The 17776-nt window shown below is 54.4% G+C and carries 21 protein-coding genes; 17 read left to right on the top strand and 4 right to left on the bottom strand.

The window, feature by feature from the left end; genetic code table 11:
• Positions 1–235 precede the first annotated feature (235 nt).
• From phnF to phnP, 11 genes are all read left to right on the top strand, one after another.
• Positions 236–961: a phosphonate metabolism transcriptional regulator PhnF gene (phnF, locus tag SGBXF1_RS02340; RefSeq protein ID WP_172479798.1), complete on the top strand. Its 726-nt coding sequence runs from the start codon at positions 236–238 to the stop codon at positions 959–961.
• Positions 962–1405, top strand: a complete 444-nt coding sequence (gene phnG / locus SGBXF1_RS02335; protein WP_037426023.1) for a phosphonate C-P lyase system protein PhnG — start codon at positions 962–964, stop codon at positions 1403–1405.
• A 3-nt stretch (positions 1406–1408) separates the two neighbouring features.
• The gene (gene phnH / locus SGBXF1_RS02330) at positions 1409–1990 is read left to right on the top strand and encodes a phosphonate C-P lyase system protein PhnH (protein ID WP_130382607.1); all 582 of its coding nucleotides are present in this window, start codon (positions 1409–1411) and stop codon (positions 1988–1990) included.
• Positions 1990–3075 carry a carbon-phosphorus lyase complex subunit gene (locus SGBXF1_RS02325; protein WP_186427747.1) on the top strand — a complete coding sequence of 362 codons (1086 nt, stop codon included), beginning with the start codon at positions 1990–1992 and terminating at the stop codon, positions 3073–3075. Before phnH ends, SGBXF1_RS02325 begins: the two co-directional genes overlap by 1 nt.
• Positions 3068–3928, top strand: coding sequence for an alpha-D-ribose 1-methylphosphonate 5-phosphate C-P-lyase PhnJ (locus SGBXF1_RS02320; RefSeq protein ID WP_037426030.1), 861 nt, complete (start codon positions 3068–3070; stop codon positions 3926–3928). Before SGBXF1_RS02325 ends, SGBXF1_RS02320 begins: the two co-directional genes overlap by 8 nt.
• Entirely contained in the window at positions 3928–4716 is a 789-nt protein-coding gene (phnK, locus tag SGBXF1_RS02315; RefSeq protein ID WP_037426032.1) for a phosphonate C-P lyase system protein PhnK, read from the top strand. Before SGBXF1_RS02320 ends, phnK begins: the two co-directional genes overlap by 1 nt.
• 16 nt (positions 4717–4732) lie before the next feature.
• A complete protein-coding gene (phnL, locus tag SGBXF1_RS02310; RefSeq protein ID WP_037426035.1) occupies positions 4733–5437 on the top strand; it encodes a phosphonate C-P lyase system protein PhnL in 705 nt (234 codons plus the stop codon).
• On the top strand, positions 5437–6573 hold the full coding sequence (gene phnM / locus SGBXF1_RS02305) for an alpha-D-ribose 1-methylphosphonate 5-triphosphate diphosphatase (RefSeq protein WP_037426038.1): 1137 nt from the start codon (positions 5437–5439) through the stop codon (positions 6571–6573). The genes phnL and phnM overlap by 1 nt, the downstream gene beginning before the upstream one ends.
• Entirely contained in the window at positions 6573–7142 is a 570-nt protein-coding gene (phnN, locus tag SGBXF1_RS02300) for a ribose 1,5-bisphosphokinase (RefSeq protein WP_130382613.1), read from the top strand. Before phnM ends, phnN begins: the two co-directional genes overlap by 1 nt.
• Positions 7139–7741 (top strand): DapH/DapD/GlmU-related protein, encoded by a 603-nt coding sequence (locus tag SGBXF1_RS02295; RefSeq protein WP_037423100.1) that lies wholly within the window; start codon positions 7139–7141, stop codon positions 7739–7741. The genes phnN and SGBXF1_RS02295 overlap by 4 nt, the downstream gene beginning before the upstream one ends.
• An 84-nt stretch (positions 7742–7825) precedes the next feature.
• On the top strand, positions 7826–8608 hold the full coding sequence (gene phnP, locus SGBXF1_RS02290) for a phosphonate metabolism protein PhnP (protein WP_186427746.1): 783 nt from the start codon (positions 7826–7828) through the stop codon (positions 8606–8608).
• Here phnP and SGBXF1_RS02285 read toward each other — a convergent pair.
• Both SGBXF1_RS02285 and SGBXF1_RS02280 read right to left on the bottom strand, forming a co-directional pair.
• Positions 8559–9197: an NAD(P)H-binding protein gene (locus tag SGBXF1_RS02285; RefSeq protein ID WP_186427745.1), complete on the bottom strand. Its 639-nt coding sequence runs from the start codon at positions 9195–9197 to the stop codon at positions 8559–8561. The two genes, phnP and SGBXF1_RS02285, sit on opposite strands and share 50 nt — an antisense overlap.
• A 46-nt stretch (positions 9198–9243) precedes the next feature.
• Entirely contained in the window at positions 9244–9678 is a 435-nt protein-coding gene (locus tag SGBXF1_RS02280; RefSeq protein WP_061807478.1) for a YhbP family protein, read from the bottom strand.
• 431 nt (positions 9679–10109) lie between these two features.
• Between SGBXF1_RS02280 and speFL the strand changes: the two genes are divergently transcribed.
• From speFL to SGBXF1_RS02260, 4 genes are all read left to right on the top strand, one after another.
• Entirely contained in the window at positions 10110–10214 is a 105-nt protein-coding gene (speFL, locus tag SGBXF1_RS02275) for a leader peptide SpeFL (protein ID WP_112363015.1), read from the top strand.
• Between the two features lie 276 nt (positions 10215–10490).
• The gene (speF, locus tag SGBXF1_RS02270) at positions 10491–12653 is read left to right on the top strand and encodes an ornithine decarboxylase SpeF (protein WP_186427744.1); all 2163 of its coding nucleotides are present in this window, start codon (positions 10491–10493) and stop codon (positions 12651–12653) included.
• Between the two features lie 63 nt (positions 12654–12716).
• Positions 12717–14033: a putrescine-ornithine antiporter gene (potE, locus tag SGBXF1_RS02265; RefSeq protein ID WP_082797620.1), complete on the top strand. Its 1317-nt coding sequence runs from the start codon at positions 12717–12719 to the stop codon at positions 14031–14033.
• A 91-nt stretch (positions 14034–14124) separates the two neighbouring features.
• Positions 14125–14433: a GIY-YIG nuclease family protein gene (locus tag SGBXF1_RS02260; protein ID WP_152555907.1), complete on the top strand. Its 309-nt coding sequence runs from the start codon at positions 14125–14127 to the stop codon at positions 14431–14433.
• Here SGBXF1_RS02260 and SGBXF1_RS02255 read toward each other — a convergent pair.
• Both SGBXF1_RS02255 and ubiT read right to left on the bottom strand, forming a co-directional pair.
• Positions 14420–14923 (bottom strand): GNAT family N-acetyltransferase, encoded by a 504-nt coding sequence (locus SGBXF1_RS02255; RefSeq protein ID WP_186427743.1) that lies wholly within the window; start codon positions 14921–14923, stop codon positions 14420–14422. The two genes, SGBXF1_RS02260 and SGBXF1_RS02255, sit on opposite strands and share 14 nt — an antisense overlap.
• On the bottom strand, positions 14917–15438 hold the full coding sequence (gene ubiT / locus SGBXF1_RS02250) for a ubiquinone anaerobic biosynthesis accessory factor UbiT (protein ID WP_037423121.1): 522 nt from the start codon (positions 15436–15438) through the stop codon (positions 14917–14919). Before ubiT ends, SGBXF1_RS02255 begins: the two co-directional genes overlap by 7 nt.
• A 257-nt stretch (positions 15439–15695) precedes the next feature.
• Here ubiT and ubiU point away from each other — a divergent pair, with 257 nt between their 5' ends.
• Together ubiU and SGBXF1_RS02240 are read left to right on the top strand one after the other, a co-directional pair.
• Positions 15696–16691, top strand: coding sequence for a ubiquinone anaerobic biosynthesis protein UbiU (gene ubiU, locus SGBXF1_RS02245; RefSeq protein ID WP_130382619.1), 996 nt, complete (start codon positions 15696–15698; stop codon positions 16689–16691).
• An 11-nt stretch (positions 16692–16702) separates the two neighbouring features.
• Positions 16703–17581 (top strand): U32 family peptidase, encoded by an 879-nt coding sequence (locus SGBXF1_RS02240; RefSeq protein ID WP_037423128.1) that lies wholly within the window; start codon positions 16703–16705, stop codon positions 17579–17581.
• Positions 17582–17776: the final 195 nt, after the last annotated feature.

Below are 17776 nucleotides of genomic sequence, written 5' to 3'. Positions count from 1 at the left end.
AGCTTAGCGCGACGTAGGCCAGTACGCATCATCAGTCTGTCCAAAATAGTTCATCTGTTCGCCACCGATGCGTAACGCGATTGTCATCTGGCCCCGGCAAGATAATGCCAACTTCACCACGGGACATACCCGTCGCCTTTCACGCTGTAGCGTTGTGAGCAGCACAAGCACTGTAAGAAAAACTGACATCCCATAGATTTTAATGAGCATTCGGCACGCCGAGGTTTTTATTATGATGGACTTATCTAGACATCCGACCAGTTTCCCTACCCGCTACCAGCAAATCGCCGCGCAGCTTGAGCAAGAGCTGCGTACCCAATACCGCTGTGGCGACTATCTGCCTTCCGAACAACAACTGGCGGAGCGCTATCAAGTAAATCGCCATACCCTTCGCCGCGCAGTCGACCAATTGGTGGATCGCGGCTGGCTGCAACGCCGACACGGCATCGGCATTCTGGTGCTGATGCGCCCCTATGACTATCCGCTACATGCCAATACCCGGTTCAGTCAGAACCTGTTCGAGCAAGGCAGCCACCCCACCAGTGAGCGCTTACTCGCTGTATTACGCCCGTGTAATGGGCATGTTGCCAGTGCACTGTCGCGTGAAGAAGGCGAAACGGTGATCCACCTGCGTACCCTGCGTCGGGTCAACGGCGTGCCGATGAGCCTGATCGACCATTATCTGCCCGATCTGGACTGGTGGCCTGCGTTACAGCAGTTCCATAGCGGCTCATTACACGAATTTATCGAACTCAACATCCACCAGCCGCTGACCCGCAGCCAGACGCGTATCAGTGCCCGCCGCGCTCAGGCCAAAGAGAGTCAACTGCTGGAGATAGCCACCCACGCGCCGCTGCTGTGCGTGCGCACCCTGAACGTCTGCACCGGCAGTGACAACGTGGCGGAATACTCCGTCAGCCTGGCGCGCGCCGACATGATTGAACTGACGATGGAGCACTGAATGCAAGCCTTACAGCCTAGACAACGCTGGATGTCAGTACTGGCGCACAGCCAACCCGCCCAGCTACGCAGTCACTGGCAGGCGCTGAACCTCAGCCCGCGCTTCCAAACCATTCGCGCACCAGAGATTGGCCTTGCGCAGTTACAAGGGCGCATGGGTGCTACCGGCCGCCGTTTTGTATTGGGTGATATGACGGTCACCCGTGCGGTGGTGCAACTGGAAAACGGCGGTTACGGCTACAGCTATATCGCCGGACGTGACAAAGCACATGCCGAACTCTGCGCACTGGCAGATGCTCTGCTGCAACAGCCAGATCAAGCCGAGTTACTGCAACAACAACTGATTGAGCCGCTGGCTGCCCTACAGCATGAACAGCGCCAGCTGCGCGCGCGGGCAGTTGCGTCCAGCCGGGTGGACTTCTTTACGCTGGTGCGAGGGGATTAACCAATGAGCCTACTGACAGGTTTTGCACAACCGATAGAACAATCGCAACAAGCTTTCCGTTTGATTCTTAAGGCGTTAAGCGAGCCAGGGCATGTCGTCACGCTTCCGGGCAGCCCGGCCTGGGGCACATTGAATGCCGCCAGTACCGCCGCACTGCTGACGCTGGCGGATCAGGAGACCCCACTGCAACTGTGTTCAGCGCTAGAAAGTGAGCAAGTGCTAACAAACATTCGCTTCCATAGCGGTGCACCAATGGCGACACAGGCTGATCAGGTGTGTTTTGCCCTGTTCGATGCGCAACTGCAAGCCACTGATTTACAAGCATTGCCGCACGGCAGTGAGATCTCCCCTGAATTCAGTACCACCGTCGTGGTGCAGCTCGAGAGTTTGGAACAGGGTACCGCTTTACGACTCACCGGCCCCGGCATTGAACATCAACGGATTATCTCTCCGTCGTTACCTCCCGCACTACTGGACTATCTCATCAACCGCCCGCAGCGCTTCCCGCTAGGGTTGGACTTTCTACTGACCTGCGGTGAACGTCTTCTGGCGTTACCGCGGACCACCCGCGTGGAGGTGTGCTGATGTACGTTGCCGTTAAAGGGGGCGAAAAAGCCATTGAGGCCGCCCATCAGTTACAAGAGCAACTGCGACGCGGTGGCGACAGCGTACCGGCGCTCGGTACTCAACAAATTGAACAACAGTTGGGATTAGCGGTAGATCGCGTGATGACCGAAGGGGGTATCTACGACCCGGAATTGGCAGCACTGGCGATCAAGCAGGCGAGCGGTGATCTGGTCGAGGCGATTTTCTTACTGCGCGCCTATCGCACCACCTTGCCACGGCTGGCGGTCAGCGAACCTTTAGAGACCGTTAATATGCGGCTGGAACGCCGTATCTCTGCGGTTTACAAAGACTTGCCCGGTGGGCAGGTTCTGGGCCCCACCTACGATTACACCCACCGCCTGCTGGATTTTGCCCTGTTGGCGGAAGGTGAAGCGCCGCGTGCACCCCATGCCGACGAACCCTTGCCAGAGAACTGCGCGCACGTGTTCAGTCTGCTCAGCCAGCAGCAGTTAGCACTGGCGGAACAGGATGACGGCAGCACGCCGGATGATATCACCCGCAATCCTCCGGTCTACCCCTGTTCCCGCTCGGCACGCTTACAGCAGCTGGTACGCGGTGACGAAGGTTTCCTGCTGGCACTGAGCTATTCCACTCAGCGTGGTTACGGCCGTACCCATCCGTTCGCCGGTGAAATCCGCACGGGTTATGTTTCCGTCGAGATAGTGCCCGAAGAGTTGGGTTTCGCCGTAGATATCGGCGAGATCCTGTTAACCGAGTGCGAAATGGTCAACGGTTTCATCGACCCAGCAGACCAACCACCACATTTCACCCGCGGCTACGGCCTGGTGTTTGGCCGTGCTGAACGCAAAGCAATGGCGATGGCACTGGTGGACCGTGCTCTGCAAAGCCCTGAATACGACGAAGGCATCGCCAGCCCGGCGCAAGACGAAGAGTTCGTTCTGGCCCATGCCGACAATGTCGAAGCCGCAGGCTTTGTTTCCCATCTCAAATTGCCACACTACGTCGATTTCCAGGCCGAACTGGAATTGCTCAAACGTCTGCGGCAGGAGTTTAGCGAGCGTCAGGAGGCCCGCGATGAGTGAAGTATTAACCGGCTATAACCTTGGCTATCTGGACGAACAGACCAAACGTATGATCCGCCGCGCTATTTTGAAAGCGGTGGCGATCCCCGGGTATCAGGTGCCGTTCGGCGGCCGTGAGATGCCAATGCCCTACGGCTGGGGCACCGGCGGTATTCAGTTGACTGCCAGCGTGATTGGCCGCGCCGACGTGCTGAAGGTGATCGACCAGGGGGCCGACGACACCACCAATGCGGTTTCCATCCGTCGCTTCTTCCAGCGTGTCGCCGGGGTTGCCACCACCGAACGCACGCCGGAGGCTACGCTGATCCAGACCCGACACCGTATTCCAGAAACCGCCTTGCGCGAGGACCAGATCCTGATTTATCAGGTGCCGATCCCCGAACCTTTGCGCTTTATCGAACCGCGTGAAACCGAAACCCGCAAGATGCACGCACTGGAAGAGTATGGCGTGATGCAGGTGAAACTATATGAAGACATCGCGCGCTACGGTCATATCGCCACCACCTATGCCTACCCGGTAAAGGTCAATGACCGCTACGTGATGGACCCGTCGCCGATACCGAAATTCGATAACCCGAAGATGCACATGATGCCCGCATTACAGCTGTTTGGCGCTGGGCGCGAAAAACGTATCTATGCCCTGCCACCCTTTACCAAGGTAGAAAGCCTGGACTTCGACGATCATCCGTTCAGCGTACAACAGTGGGACGAGCCTTGTGCGCTGTGCGGCTCACGCCACAGCTATCTGGATGAAGTGGTGCTCGACGACCAGGGCAACCGCATGTTCGTCTGCTCAGATACCGATTACTGCCAGCAGCAACTGGCGCAACCTTCGCAAAAGGTGCAGCACTGATGACTTCCACCCCTTTGAGCACCACGCCGCTGCTGTCGGTGGCTAACCTTACTCACCTTTACGCACCCGGCAAAGGTTTTAGCGATGTGTCTTTCGATATTTATCCCGGTGAAGTGCTGGGCATCGTCGGTGAATCTGGCTCTGGCAAGACCACGCTACTGAAATCGATCTCTGCACGGCTGGCGCCGCAGAATGGACAGATCATCTATCGTCCGCAAGCCGGGCAACAGCATGACCTGTACGCGATGGCGGAAAGCGATCGCCGCCGTTTGCTGCGCACCGACTGGGGCGTGGTGCATCAGCATCCGCTCGACGGGCTGCGCCCCAAGGTTTCTGCCGGTGGCAACATCGGTGAACGTCTGATGGCTATCGGCCAGCGCCACTACGGTGACATCCGCCGCCAGGCTGCCCAATGGCTGGAAGACGTCGAGATCCCTGTGTCACGCCTTGACGATCTGCCAACCACCTTCTCCGGTGGCATGCAGCAGCGATTGCAGATCGCCCGTAATCTGGTGACCCACCCGAAGCTGGTATTTATGGATGAACCTACGGGCGGGCTGGACGTTTCAGTACAGGCGCGACTGCTCGACCTACTGCGCACCCTGGTGGTGGAGATGCAATTGGCAGCGGTGATCGTTACCCACGATCTCGGCGTAGCACGTCTGCTGGCACACCGGTTGCTGGTGATGAAACAGGGCGAAGTGGTGGAAAGTGGCCTGACCGACCGGGTGCTGGACGATCCGCATCATCCCTATACCCAACTGCTGGTTTCTTCGGTGCTGTCGTAACGCAAGGTGATAACAGATGACTATTCAAATCCGGGTTGAACACCTTAGTAAAACCTTTGTGCTCCACCAGCAGCACGGCACACAACTGCCGGTGCTACACGATGCCAACATGACCGTCAGCAGTGGCGAATGCGTGGTGCTGCACGGGCATTCCGGCAGCGGAAAATCAACTTTATTACGTTCGCTGTACGCTAACTACCTGCCCGACAGCGGCCATATTTGGGTCAATCATCAGGGGGAATGGCTGGACATGGTGCAGGCCGAAGCGCGCCAGATCCTGGCGGTTCGCCGCCACACCCTCGGATGGGTCAGCCAATTTCTGCGGGTGATCCCGCGGATCAGCGCGCTGGACGTCGTGATGCAACCGCTGCTGGAACAGGGCGTAAACCGCGCCGAATGCCGCGAACGCGCCGAGACGCTGCTCAATCAACTCAACGTACCGCAGCGCCTGTGGCAGTTGGCCCCCTCCACTTTCTCCGGTGGTGAACAACAACGGGTGAACATCGCGCGCGGCTTTATTGTCGACTACCCGATCCTGCTACTCGATGAGCCGACCGCGTCACTCGACAGCCGCAACAGCGCGGCAGTAGTCGGGCTGATCGAACAGGCTAAACAACGCGGCGCGGCGATCGTTGGTATTTTCCATGACGAAGGCGTCCGCCAACAGGTCGCCGACCGGTTATATGACATGCAGGCGCCACAGGCGCTGGAGATCCTCTGATGATCATCAATAACGTTAAACTGGTGCTGGAAGATCAGATCGTAGAAGGATCGCTGGAGGTAAGCGACGGTATTATTCGCAGCTTTGCCGATACGCCAAGCCAATTGCCACAAGCACTGAACGGCGAAGGCGGCTGGCTGCTGCCGGGTTTGATTGAACTGCACACCGATAACTTGGACAAGTTTTTCACCCCGCGCCCAAATGTCGACTGGCCGGCGCATTCGGCGATGAGCAGCCATGACGCACTGATGGTGGCCAACGGCATCACCACGGTGCTGGACGCGGTGGCGATAGGTGACGTGCGCGACGGCGGTCATCGTCTGGAAAACCTGCAAAAAATGATCGACGCGGTGATCCACAGCCAGCGCGCCGGGGTCAATCGCGCCGAACACCGGTTGCACCTGCGCTGCGAACTGCCCAACGAAAGTACCCTGCCGCTGTTCGAACAACTGATGGACAAACCCGGCGTGTCGCTGGTGTCGTTGATGGACCATTCACCGGGCCAGCGCCAGTTCGCCTCACGCGAAAAATACCGGGAGTATTATCAGGGCAAATATCATCTCAATGATCAGCAGATGAGCGAGTATGAAGAGCGGCAGGTCGAGCTTTCTGGCCGCTGGGCCACGCCGAATCGCGAAGCCATTGCCGCCCATTGTCGGGCGCGTAAAATTTCGCTCGCCAGCCACGACGATGCTACCGCCGCCCACGTCAACGAGTCCTGCGCACTGGGTAGTGTGATTGCCGAATTCCCCACTACCGAAGATGCTGCCCTTGCTTCGCACCAACAAGGATTGCAGGTGCTGATGGGCGCACCGAACATCGTGCGTGGCGGCTCACATTCCGGCAACGTTGCAGCGCACCATCTGGCGACGCTGGGGGTGCTAGATATTTTATCCTCAGATTATTACCCGGCCAGTCTGTTGGATGCAGCATTTCGCATCGCCGCCGATGAGCGCAATGGCTATAACTTGCCGCAAGCGGTGCAGATGATCACCCGCAACCCGGCCAGGGCGTTGGATTTGCAGGATCGCGGTACCATCGCCGAAGGATTACGCGCGGATCTGGTATTAGCACGGTCGCACGGCGAGCACATCTACGTGCAAAACGTGTGGCGCCAGGGCAAGCAGGTGTTCTGATGGCGCATCTTATCTATCTGATGGGGCCTTCCGGCTCGGGTAAAGACAGCCTGCTGGCTGCACTGCGTGCCGATGCTGATAACGCGCCGCTGGTCGCGCACCGCTATATCACCAGACCGGCAGACGCCGGCTGCGAGAACCATATTGCACTTAGCGAACCGGAGTTCCTGCGCCGCCGTGCCAAGGGGCTTTTTGCCCTCGACTGGCAAGCGCACCAACACCATTACGCCTTTGGGATCGAGGTGGATCTCTGGTTACTTCAGGGGATCGACGTGGTGGTCAATGGTTCGCGCGCCCACCTGCCGCAGGCGCAGCAGCGCTACGGTGCACAACTGCTGCCGGTGTGCCTGCAAGTCAGCACCGATATTTTGCGTCAGCGTCTACAGAACCGTGGACGTGAAAGTGCCGACCAGATCGAGCAGCGACTGGTACGGGCAGCGGAGTATCAACAACATCTGCCCACCCATTGCCGTTTGTTGGATAACGACGGCAACCTCGATGACACTTTGGCGGCGCTTTTCGCGCTGCTTCCTTCATCCACAAAATACCCTCAGGACGCCATACTATGAGCGACTTTGCACAACCGAGAATCGGCGACAACGTGACCCTAACCCGCAGTCGACTCGGTCAGTATGTCCACCTGGCTGATGACGCGATTCTGGAAGAAGTGGAAATGGGCGACTATTCCTACACTGCCGGACATAACCAGATTTTCTACGCTACCATCGGCAAATTTGTGTCAATCGCCTCTTACGCACGCATCAATCCTGGCAACCACCCAACCTACCAACGCATCGCCCAACATCATTTCACCTACCGCGCTTCAGAGTACGATCTGGGTGAAGACGACGAAGCATTTTTCGACTGGCGACGTGAGCACCACGTGACCATAGGCCACGACGTGTGGATCGGCCATAACGCCATCGTGATGCCCGGTGTCAGCATCGGCAACGGTGCGGTAATTGGTAGTGCCGCCGTGGTGACCAAGGATGTGGCCCCTTATGAGATTGTCGCCGGGGTGGCGGCCAAAAAGATCGGCATGCGTTTTGATGATGCACTGATTGAACGTATCGAACGTAGCCAGTGGTGGCATTGGGATCATCAGACGCTACAGCAACGGCTGGCAGATTTTCGCGACATTCATGCCTTTGCAGAAAAATATCTCTAGAGCCTTATCAATCTTACCCAATGAATTTCACGTTGCAGCCAACAATGCTGTGGCGTGAAAGGCAAAGAGGATGGGAGTGACGACATGCAACTGACGTTTCTCGGTACCGGCGGCGCGCAACAGATCCCCGTGTTTGGTTGCGATTGTTTAGTCTGTCAGCGGGCGCGACGCGAGCCTGCATTCAGGCGCAGACCTTGCAGCGCGATGCTTAAATTTCAGGGAGAAACGACCTTGCTGGATGCGGGATTACCGTCGTTAGAACGGCGCTTTTCGGCGGGGGAAATTCAACGTTTTTTACTGACACATTACCACATGGATCACGTACAGGGGTTATTTCCTTTGCGTTGGGGGTGCGGAAATTTCATCCCCGTGTACGGTCCGGCAGATGAACAGGGTTGCGATGATCTCTTTAAGCACCCCGGTATTCTGGCATTTCAACCTCCGTTCAAACCTTTCGAAACCCTTGAGTTGGGAGGATTGCTCGTCACGCCGCTGCCTCTGCAGCATTCGAAACTCACACTGGGTTATCTGATCCAGGCCGCAGGGAAATCGCTGGCCTACCTGACCGATACTGTCGGTTTGCCGCCGGATGCCGACGCTTTCCTGCGCCAGGTACCGCTGGATTTGCTGATACTCGACTGTAGTCTGCCGCCCCAACCCCAGATGCCACGTAATCATAACGATTTAACCCGCGCGTTGGAGATTCAGCAACGCCTGCAGCCAGGCCGCACTTTGCTTACGCATATCAGCCATCATCTCGATCTGTGGCTGATGGATAACGAATTACCACTCGGCCTGGAGCTGGCGTTCGATAATCTCAGTGTGCGCTGTGAAAGCAATGCAGCCGATCGGATTCCAGTACCTTAACGCCGCTGCCGGGGCTGAACGCCTGCTCCAACAGCGTTTGCGCCACGTCTTTTGCGGCAACTGCGCGCCATTTGCCGGGTAACAATGTGAACAGTGGCGCGGTGATACGTTCAAGCAAACGTGGCGATGAACGCTCGCCCAACAACATCGATGGGCGCACCAACGTCAGTCGCGGCCAGTTTTGCTCACGCAATGCCTGCTCCATCTCCCCTTTAGTACGGTTATAGAGGAAGGTGGAACGGATATTCGCCCCTAGCGCACTGACAACGAGGCAGTGCTGGGCGCCCAACCGCCGGCCGGTCAACGCGCTTTCGATCACCAGTGTGTAGTCGACGTAGTGGAAATTAGCATCGCTGCCTGCCTCACGTCGTGTGGTGCCTAAGCAACAGAAAACAATATCGACCGGCTGCTCCTGCTTTGTCAGTAGTGCGAACAGGTCATCACCCACGGGGTTGACTAATTTTCCATGCGCCGGCAGCGGCTTGCGCGTTGGCGCCACGATCGCCGTGACCTGCGGATCGGCCTGTAACAGGCGCAACAATTCGCGCCCCACCAACCCGGTAGCCCCTACCATGAATACCCGTGCCATATACCCTCCTGCCGATTGATCTCTCTGAAAAGTATAGTTTATTACGTCAGATCCGCGCCCAATGCAGTTTCTTGCCGAAGCCGAGGGTGTTGTCGGTCATTTTCACTTCTTGCAGAGCCAGCCGCCAAATCGGCGCTTTCATCATCTTGGCTATTGGAAAACGCTTGCAGTAACGCGCACGTGCCCGCATTTCTTCATCGCCGCTCAGCATCACCGCTTCAGCGCGATACTGTACGCCACGGATCAACGCGATAGTCTTCGGCTTTGGCGCGATAGTGCCGACCACTCGGCTATTTTGCAGCATCAACTCGCCATGACGAGTGTGCGTTTCCGTCATCAGCCACAGCGCCATATTCTCGGCATCAAGCACGTAAAAACAGTTGGCGCACCACATGTCCATACCATTACCGGCGCAAAGCGTTAGCACATGCTGCTTACTGAGGAAATGTACGATCTGTTGTTGCTCTTCAGTCGTTTTCAACGTCAATTCTCCCTTTCATCTCTTCTCATCTTACCTTGCGTTGTTGAGGAGGGTCACAAATAACGATAATGCCAGCAAAAATTAAAAACGAATATAAAAACACTAAACATGAATTAATATTCCAAACCATCGTGAGTGTATTTATAACATTAAAAAAACAAAGCATCTTCATATGTGCATTATACAGCCAGTTTAGACGCAATTTTTTTGTCCACTCTCTATCACCGGCAAGACATGATGCAAAAAATCCTTTTTTTTTATCAATCTATTTACATGCAAAAAAATGTCATCACTCACTGTTTATGCACATCACTGAATAACAAGTGAATAATTATTTATCAATTGCCGTATTTACGTGACTAACGTCACATATTTTAGTCTGAAGGGCGTTAAAATAGCGCCATCTTTTCACTCAGCAAGGTGGATTAGAAATGGAAAATAACAACCGAAAAATGGCACACATTAGGCGCACTACGCATATTATGATGATGGCTCATCGCAGCTGCTTTAGCTTTGCCTTCTTTAACTTCAGATAACACCCCCTCTCGCTTTACCCAAAGCAGCCGATCACTATTACGTCTACATTATTTATCCTGAGAAATCAGGACGGATATGCACATCAATTTTTCAGTAAATCGTGCAAGTGAATAGCTGTATCGCGTAAACGCAGCATCAGAAAATACAATAGAGAGAACTCAGGCTGTGCTATTAAGCACTGCCATGTTCTTCTCACACCTTTATTTTATATAAGGTAATCACAATAAGATCATTAATCTTGTTGGTGGAATACCTTTGTCTGAAGAATGATAAAAATGAATAAATTGAAAATTGCCGCCAATATCAAAACAGTAGGCTGTTTTGAAACCTCTCGTGAAATTGTCGATGTCCATCAGAGTGACTTCAATGATATTGCTGCCATCGTGCTGTCGGTAGAAGACGTCACTCAGGGTATGGTGGCACACCTCGAAGAGATCGGCTTGAATATTCCTCTGTTTGTCGCAGTTTGCTGCGAAGAAGAGTTGGACAACGCCATACTCCCAGCCCTGCATGGTGTATTTGAACTCTGTGGCAAAAATACCCAGTTCTATGGCAAACAGCTGGAAGCTGCAGCGGTAAAATATGAAAGTGAGCTGCTGCCACCATTCTTTAATACGCTCACGCAATATGTCGAGATGGGTAACGCGACCTTTGCTTGCCCAGGGCATCAGGGGGGCGAATTCTTCCGTAAACATCCGGCAGGACGCCAGTTCTTTGACTTCTTCGGCGAGACCCTTTTCCGTTCTGATATGTGCAACGCAGACGTGAAATTGGGGGATTTATTGATTCATGAAGGCGCTCCCTGCGCAGCACAACAGCATGCCGCTAAAGTGTTTAACGCTGATAAAACCTATTTTGTTCTCAACGGTACATCTGCCTCAAACAAAGTAGCGACCAATGCCCTGCTGACACGCGGTGATTTGGTGCTATTTGACCGTAATAACCATAAATCCAACCATCATGGTGCGCTGATTCAGGCAGGCGCGACGCCGGTATATCTGGAAACCGCCCGCAATCCGTTCGGGTTCATCGGCGGAATCGACGCCCATTGCTTTGAAGAGCGCTATTTGCGCCAGCAGATCCGCGAAGTCGCCCCTGAACGCGCCAATGAAGCCAGACCTTTCCGTTTGGCGATCATTCAGTTGGGCACCTATGACGGCACCATTTATAACGCCCGTCAGGTAGTCGATAAAATTGGCCATCTGTGCGATTACATCCTGTTCGATTCGGCCTGGGTCGGCTATGAGCAATTCATTCCGATGATGAAAGACTGCTCGCCTTTGCTGCTTGAACTCAATGAAAGCGATCCTGGGATCATTGTGACTCAGTCTGTCCATAAGCAGCAGGCCGGGTTCTCACAAACCTCGCAAATTCACAAGAAAGACAAGCATATCAAGGGGCAAGATCGTTACTGCAACCACAAACGCTTTAACAATGCCTTTATGCTGCATGCTTCCACCAGCCCATTCTACCCACTGTTTGCCGCACTGGACGTCAATGCCAAAATGCATGAAGGTAAGAGTGGTCAACGTCTGTGGAAAGAGTGCGTTCGCGTAGGCATTGAAGCGCGCAAAATGCTGCTGGACACCTGTAGCTTAATCAAACCTTTCGTACCGGACCAGATCGACGGCAAAGCCTGGCAATCTTATGACACCGAAGCAATGGCCAACGATTTGCGTTTCTTCAACTTTATTCCCGGCGAGAAATGGCACGCCTTTGAAGGCTATGCAGAGTCACAGTATTTTGTCGATCCATGCAAGTTACTACTCACCACGCCGGGTATTGATACGGCAAGTGGCAACTACAGCGATTTCGGTATTCCGGCGACTATCCTGGCCAACTATCTGCGCGAAAACGGCATCGTGCCGGAGAAATGCGACCTCAATTCTATTTTGTTCTTGCTCACACCGGCCGAAGACATCGCCAAAATGCAGCATTTGGTGGCGCTTATTGCTCGTTTTGAAAAACATATCGAACAAGACTCTTTAATTAGCGAAGTCTTGCCTGCGGTTTATAAAAACAATCATCAGCGTTATGAAAACTATACCCTTCGCCAACTCTGCCAAGAAATGCATGACCTCTACGTAAGCTATGACGTTAAAGAACTGCAAAAAGAAATGTTCAGGAAAAGTTATTTCCCTCGCGTAGCCATGAATCCACAAGATGCAAACACCGAGTTTGTTCGCGGCAATGTGGAATTGGTCTCATTGGCGAAAGCCGAAGGTAGAATTGCCGCTGAAGGTGCTTTGCCTTATCCCCCAGGTGTTTTGTGTGTAGTACCTGGTGAAATTTGGGGTGGCGCTGCACAGCGTTATTTCCTGGCATTGGAAGAAGGCATCAATTTATTGCCTGGTTTCGCACCGGAATTACAGGGCGTGTATATCCAGAAAGATGAAGATGGCTGGAACCGCGCGTACGGTTATGTAATGAAAAATTAAACACCTTACAAGGCGGTGAATACCCTTCACCGCCCAGATCGCATTATAAAAGAGAGAATGATCATGAGTAAGTCTAATAATAAAATGGGGGTCGTTCAGTTAACGATCCTAACCGCAGTGAACATGATGGGTTCTGGCATAATTATGCTGCCGACCAAACTGGCCGAAGTAGGCACAATTTCCATCGTATCCTGGTTGGTCACAGCCATAGGTTCAATGGCGCTCGCTTATGCTTTCGCCAAATGCGGCATGTTCAGCCGAAAATCCGGCGGCATGGGCGGGTATGCCGAATACGCCTTCGGTAAATCAGGGAATTTCATGGCGAACTACACCTACGGTGTATCGTTGCTGATTGCCAATATCGCCATCGCTATTTCCGCCGTCGGCTACGGCACTGAACTGTTTGGCGCCAATCTAAGCCCATTAGGGATCTGTATCGCCACCATTGGTGTGCTGTGGCTGGCCACGGTCGCTAACTTCGGTGGTGCACGCATTACCGGCAGGATCAGCGGTATCACGGTCTGGGGCGTTATTATCCCGGTGGTGGGAATCTCGATCATCGGCTGGCACTGGTTCAGTGGCAGCGCCTATATCGCCGCCTGGAATCCGCATTCGGTGCCAACGTTTGAAGCCATTGGGGCTTCTATCTCCATGACACTGTGGGCCTTCCTGGGTCTTGAATCCGCCTGTGCCAATACTGACGTCGTGGAAAACCCTGAACGTAATGTTCCGATCGCCGTACTCGGCGGTACTCTCAGTGCTGCGGTTATCTACATCGTTTCAACCAACGTCATTGCCGGTATCGTACCCAATATGGACCTGGCTAACTCGACCGCGCCTTTCGGGCTAGCGTTTTCACACATGTTCAACCCGACAGTCGGTAAGATCATCATGGCACTGATGATCATGTCCTGCGTCGGTTCACTACTGGGCTGGCAGTTCACCATTGCGCAGGTGTTCAAATCCTCTGCCGACAGCGGTTTCTTCCCGAAAATTTTCTCCAAACTCAGCAAGGCCGATGCTCCGGTTAAAGGTATGTTGACCATCGTGGTGATCCAGAGCGTGCTGTCTCTGATGACCATCAGCCCGTCGCTGAATAAGCAGTTCAACGTGTTGGTGAATCTGGCTGTGGTGACCAATATCATCCCTTACATCTTGTCGATGGCAGCGCTGATCATCATTCAGAAGGTGGCAAAAGTACCGGAGAACAAAGCGCGGATTGCCAATATCATCGCCGGTATTGGGGCACTCTACAGCTTCTATGCACTCTACAGCTCCGGCGAAGAGGCCATGATGTGGGGCGCAATTGCCACCTTCCTCGGTTGGACGTTGTACGGTCTGGTTTCACCTCGTTTTGAAATGGCAGGGAAAAAAGGCTAGCGGTAATAAGCCATGGGTGGTCGGGGATAGGATTACGACAGGGAACATGCCATCATAATCCGTCCCTGGCCACCAACGTTGCTGCTTATTCATGACAGAAACACTTTCAACCTGGCATCTCTATATGCTGCGCATGCCCAGCGGTATGCTGTATACCGGCATTACTACCGACGTAACGCGGCGGCTGGCGCAGCATCAGGCGGGCAAAGGGGCCAAGGCGCTACGGGGTAAAGGCCAACTGGTGCTGGCTTTTCACTGTCAGGCGGGGGATCGCTCAAAAGCATTGAGACTGGAATATCGGGTCAAGCAACTAAGCAAAACGCAAAAAGAGAGGCTGGTGAGCCACCCGCCTCTTTCATTGGATTATTTACTGCCGGACGTTAACGCTAAAGCCGGTTAAACGGCTCTGAGTACTCAACTAATCCGCTTACGTCGGTCAAGGCATCTTCCGCCAGTGGGTAAACCTGGAACGCAGCCTCGGTATCTGGCCAGCGACACTTTAGACCGTAGGCGGCGGCAGGCTTAAAGCCAAATCGCCCGTAGTAAGCCGGTTCGCCCAGTACGACTGCCGCGGCATAACTAAACTCGTTAAGCGCATCCAGCCCTTCGTAAATCAGCTTTTCGCCCAACCCCTGTCGACGCAGACTTTCATCTACCGCCAGCGGAGCCAGACCGACCCATTGGCGATCTTCACCGGCCACATCCACTGGGCTGAACGCGGCATAACCCACGACACCGCCTTCATCGTCGGTGGCGACGATGCCTAACGTCAGCAAGCCATCTTCGCGCAATTGTTGCACCAGATCGGCCTCGTCATCACGCCCGAAAGCGCGACGCAGCAGAGCATCGATCCCCGCGGCATCTACCGGAATTTCTACGCGGATTAGCATGCTACCGGCACACGGGAAGTTTGCACCGTGCCCTCCTGCAGTCCTGCTTCCACAAATTCCGCCAGTTGCAGCAGGCCCACGCGCAATGGCATAGGCATGGCTTCCAGTTCGATGGCGTCCATCAGATTTTTTACATACAGGCCCAATTCGGTATCCCCTTCAATCTGCAGCCGACGCTGAAAGAACAGCGTATCCGGATCTTGCTTACGCGCCGCGATCAGAATCAGATCGTTGGCATCCCCGCTGAAGCTAACATCAGCCTCGGCGTGTTGGCTGACAACCAGTTTGTCGTTTTCTACCGTCATAAACCAGTGTAGCGCCAGATCGCGAACTTCGATCTTTAACCAGCGCGACTCAAGAAACGCCAGATCGCCATCCGCCAACGCCTGACGGAACTGCCAGCCCAACACCTGTTCCAGAAGTTGACGCTGTAAAACAAACGGCGTGAATTTTAGCGGTACGCGCAGCAGCGACGGCCCCTGGCGCACAATGCGCGCTCGTAATTGTTCCAACACTGTCGTTCACTCCTTTCAATACAGACTTGTGCTATTTTGCCACAATGACGCGCGGCTGAAGCGCTCTATATCAACAAATAGTGCATTTCACCGCCAGCTTTATCAATACGCCAGAAGCTGCCCCAAATCAAAGCCTGTTCATCGCGCTTTCACTAAAATTGCCTCCCGATTAGCGTTTGCCGGTTGAAAACGGACACCGGCAACCATTGTGACAGCCTACGCCCGCCACGGGTGTGCGGCTGAGTCAGGATAAATCTATGGAGCTGCTTTGTCCCGCCGGTAATCTGCCGGCCCTGAAGGCCGCGGTAGATAACGGCGCCGACGCCGTGTATATCGGCCTGAAAGATGATACCAACGCGCGCCACTTTGCCGGCCTCAACTTTACCGAGAAAAAGCTGCAGGAAGCGGTCGACTACGTGCACCGTCACAACCGTAAGCTGCATATTGCCATCAATACCTTCGCCCACCCGGACGGTTATGCCCGCTGGCAACGCGCAGTAGACATGGCAGCACAGTTGGGCGCTGACGTGTTGATCTTGGCTGATTTGGCCATGCTGGAATATGCCGCCGAACGTTACCCACAGTTGGAACGTCATGTGTCAGTGCAAGCCTCTGCCACCAACGAAGAGGCAATCCGCTTTTATCAGCGCCATTTCGATGTCGGCCGGGTCGTACTGCCGCGCGTGTTATCGATGCATCAGGTCAAACAGTTGGCACGCACCAGCCCAGTACCGCTGGAAGTATTCGCCTTCGGCAGTCTATGCATCATGGCCGAAGGACGCTGCTATCTCTCTTCTTATCTCACAGGAGAGTCGCCTAATACCGTCGGCGCCTGTTCACCGGCGCGCTACGTACGCTGGCAACAAACCCCTCAAGGCATGGAGTCACGCCTGAATGGTGTGCTGATCGACCGTTATCGCGACGATGAGAATGCCGGCTACCCAACGCTGTGCAAGGGGCGCTATTTGGTCGATGACGTGCGTTACCACGCGCTGGAAGAACCCACCAGCCTCAATACGCTGGAACTGCTGCCGGAACTGCTGGCTGCCAATATCGCGTCGGTGAAGATTGAAGGTCGTCAACGCAGTCCGGCCTATGTCAGTCAGGTCGCCCGCGTTTGGCGTCAGGCTATTGATCGCTGTCAGGCCGATCCCGCTGCCTATCAGGCCGATGCTGGCTGGATGGAAGCCCTTGGAGCGATGTCTGAAGGCACGCAAACGACACTCGGCGCCTATCACCGCAAATGGCAGTAGCAGGAGGAAACATGAAATACGCATTAGGCCCGGTGCTGTACTACTGGCCGAAAACCGAGGTCGAAGATTTTTACCGACAAGCGGTGAATAGTAGTGCCGAGATTATTTATCTCGGCGAAAGTGTCTGTACCAAACGACGCGAGATGAAAGTAGGCGACTGGTTAGCGCTGGCACAAGAGATCGCCCACAGCGGTAAACAAGTGGTGCTCTCTACTCTGGCGCTGTTGCAGGCACCGTCTGAGCTAAATGAACTGAAGCGTTATGTGGAGAACGGTGAATTCCTGATTGAAGCCAACGATTTGGGTAGCGTAAACATGGCGGCGGAGCGCGGCCTGCCGTTCGTCGCTGGTCATGCGCTGAACTGCTACAACGCCTACACTCTGCGCCTGCTGCACCGTCAGGGCATGATGCGCTGGTGTATGCCTGTCGAACTGTCACGTGACTGGCTGGCTAAACTGCTGGAACAGTGCGATGAACTGGGCTTTCGCCAGCAGTTTGAGGTTGAAGTACTGAGCTATGGTCATCTGCCGCTGGCCTATTCTGCACGCTGCTTTACCGCACGCTCGGAAGATCGCGCCAAGGATGAATGCGAAACCTGCTGCATCAAATACCCACAAGGGCGAGTTATGCGTTCGCAAGAACAGCAGCAGGTGTTTGTACTCAATGGCATTCAGACCATGAGTGGTTACTGCTACAACCTGGGCAACGAACTGTCCGGTATGCAGGGGTTGGTGGACATTGTGCGTCTTTCGCCACAGGGTTCCGAGACGCTAGCGCTGGTCGAGCACTTCCGTGCTAACGAACATGGTGCGCAGCCGTTAACGCTCACCGATCAGGCCGACTGCAACGGTTACTGGCGGCGGGTTGCCGGGCTGGAGTTGGTGTCATAACCGCGGCATACATTATTCGTGTGTCGGCACGCCGACACACTCTGTTTATCTAGGTCAATCCACTTCCTCCCGTACAAAGACATGCTCCCTAAAACCCTGCATACGATAAATGCACCGAAATCCAACCGGGGCAAATCATCCTCATCACCACAGTCACAACACGTGCATTATTCAGATCAAAATTTAAACATTGAT

It is taken from the genome of Serratia grimesii, from assembly GCF_900186025.1.
GTDB classification, from domain to species: domain Bacteria; phylum Pseudomonadota; class Gammaproteobacteria; order Enterobacterales; family Enterobacteriaceae; genus Serratia; species Serratia grimesii.
Note: the sequence above shows the minus strand (reverse complement) of the source record. Positions and strands in the feature narration are given on the sequence as shown.

Bases quoted from the DNA above. Each gene is read 5' to 3' on its own strand.
- phnF (WP_172479798.1), top strand. From the start codon at position 236: ATGGACTTATCTAGACATCCGACCAGTTTCCCTACCCGCTACCAGCAA.
- phnG (WP_037426023.1), top strand. From the start codon at position 962: ATGCAAGCCTTACAGCCTAGACAACGCTGGATGTCAGTACTGGCGCAC.
- phnH (WP_130382607.1), top strand. From the start codon at position 1,409: ATGAGCCTACTGACAGGTTTTGCACAACCGATAGAACAATCGCAACAA.
- SGBXF1_RS02325 (WP_186427747.1), top strand. From the start codon at position 1,990: ATGTACGTTGCCGTTAAAGGGGGCGAAAAAGCCATTGAGGCCGCCCAT.
- SGBXF1_RS02320 (WP_037426030.1), top strand. From the start codon at position 3,068: ATGAGTGAAGTATTAACCGGCTATAACCTTGGCTATCTGGACGAACAG.
- phnK (WP_037426032.1), top strand. From the start codon at position 3,928: ATGACTTCCACCCCTTTGAGCACCACGCCGCTGCTGTCGGTGGCTAAC.
- phnL (WP_037426035.1), top strand. From the start codon at position 4,733: ATGACTATTCAAATCCGGGTTGAACACCTTAGTAAAACCTTTGTGCTC.
- phnM (WP_037426038.1), top strand. From the start codon at position 5,437: ATGATCATCAATAACGTTAAACTGGTGCTGGAAGATCAGATCGTAGAA.
- phnN (WP_130382613.1), top strand. From the start codon at position 6,573: ATGGCGCATCTTATCTATCTGATGGGGCCTTCCGGCTCGGGTAAAGAC.
- SGBXF1_RS02295 (WP_037423100.1), top strand. From the start codon at position 7,139: ATGAGCGACTTTGCACAACCGAGAATCGGCGACAACGTGACCCTAACC.
- phnP (WP_186427746.1), top strand. From the start codon at position 7,826: ATGCAACTGACGTTTCTCGGTACCGGCGGCGCGCAACAGATCCCCGTG.
- SGBXF1_RS02285 (WP_186427745.1), bottom strand. From the start codon at position 9,197: ATGGCACGGGTATTCATGGTAGGGGCTACCGGGTTGGTGGGGCGCGAA.
- speFL (WP_112363015.1), top strand. From the start codon at position 10,110: ATGGAAAATAACAACCGAAAAATGGCACACATTAGGCGCACTACGCAT.
- speF (WP_186427744.1), top strand. From the start codon at position 10,491: ATGAATAAATTGAAAATTGCCGCCAATATCAAAACAGTAGGCTGTTTT.
- potE (WP_082797620.1), top strand. From the start codon at position 12,717: ATGAGTAAGTCTAATAATAAAATGGGGGTCGTTCAGTTAACGATCCTA.
- SGBXF1_RS02260 (WP_152555907.1), top strand. From the start codon at position 14,125: ATGACAGAAACACTTTCAACCTGGCATCTCTATATGCTGCGCATGCCC.
- SGBXF1_RS02255 (WP_186427743.1), bottom strand. From the start codon at position 14,923: ATGCTAATCCGCGTAGAAATTCCGGTAGATGCCGCGGGGATCGATGCT.
- ubiU (WP_130382619.1), top strand. From the start codon at position 15,696: ATGGAGCTGCTTTGTCCCGCCGGTAATCTGCCGGCCCTGAAGGCCGCG.
- SGBXF1_RS02240 (WP_037423128.1), top strand. From the start codon at position 16,703: ATGAAATACGCATTAGGCCCGGTGCTGTACTACTGGCCGAAAACCGAG.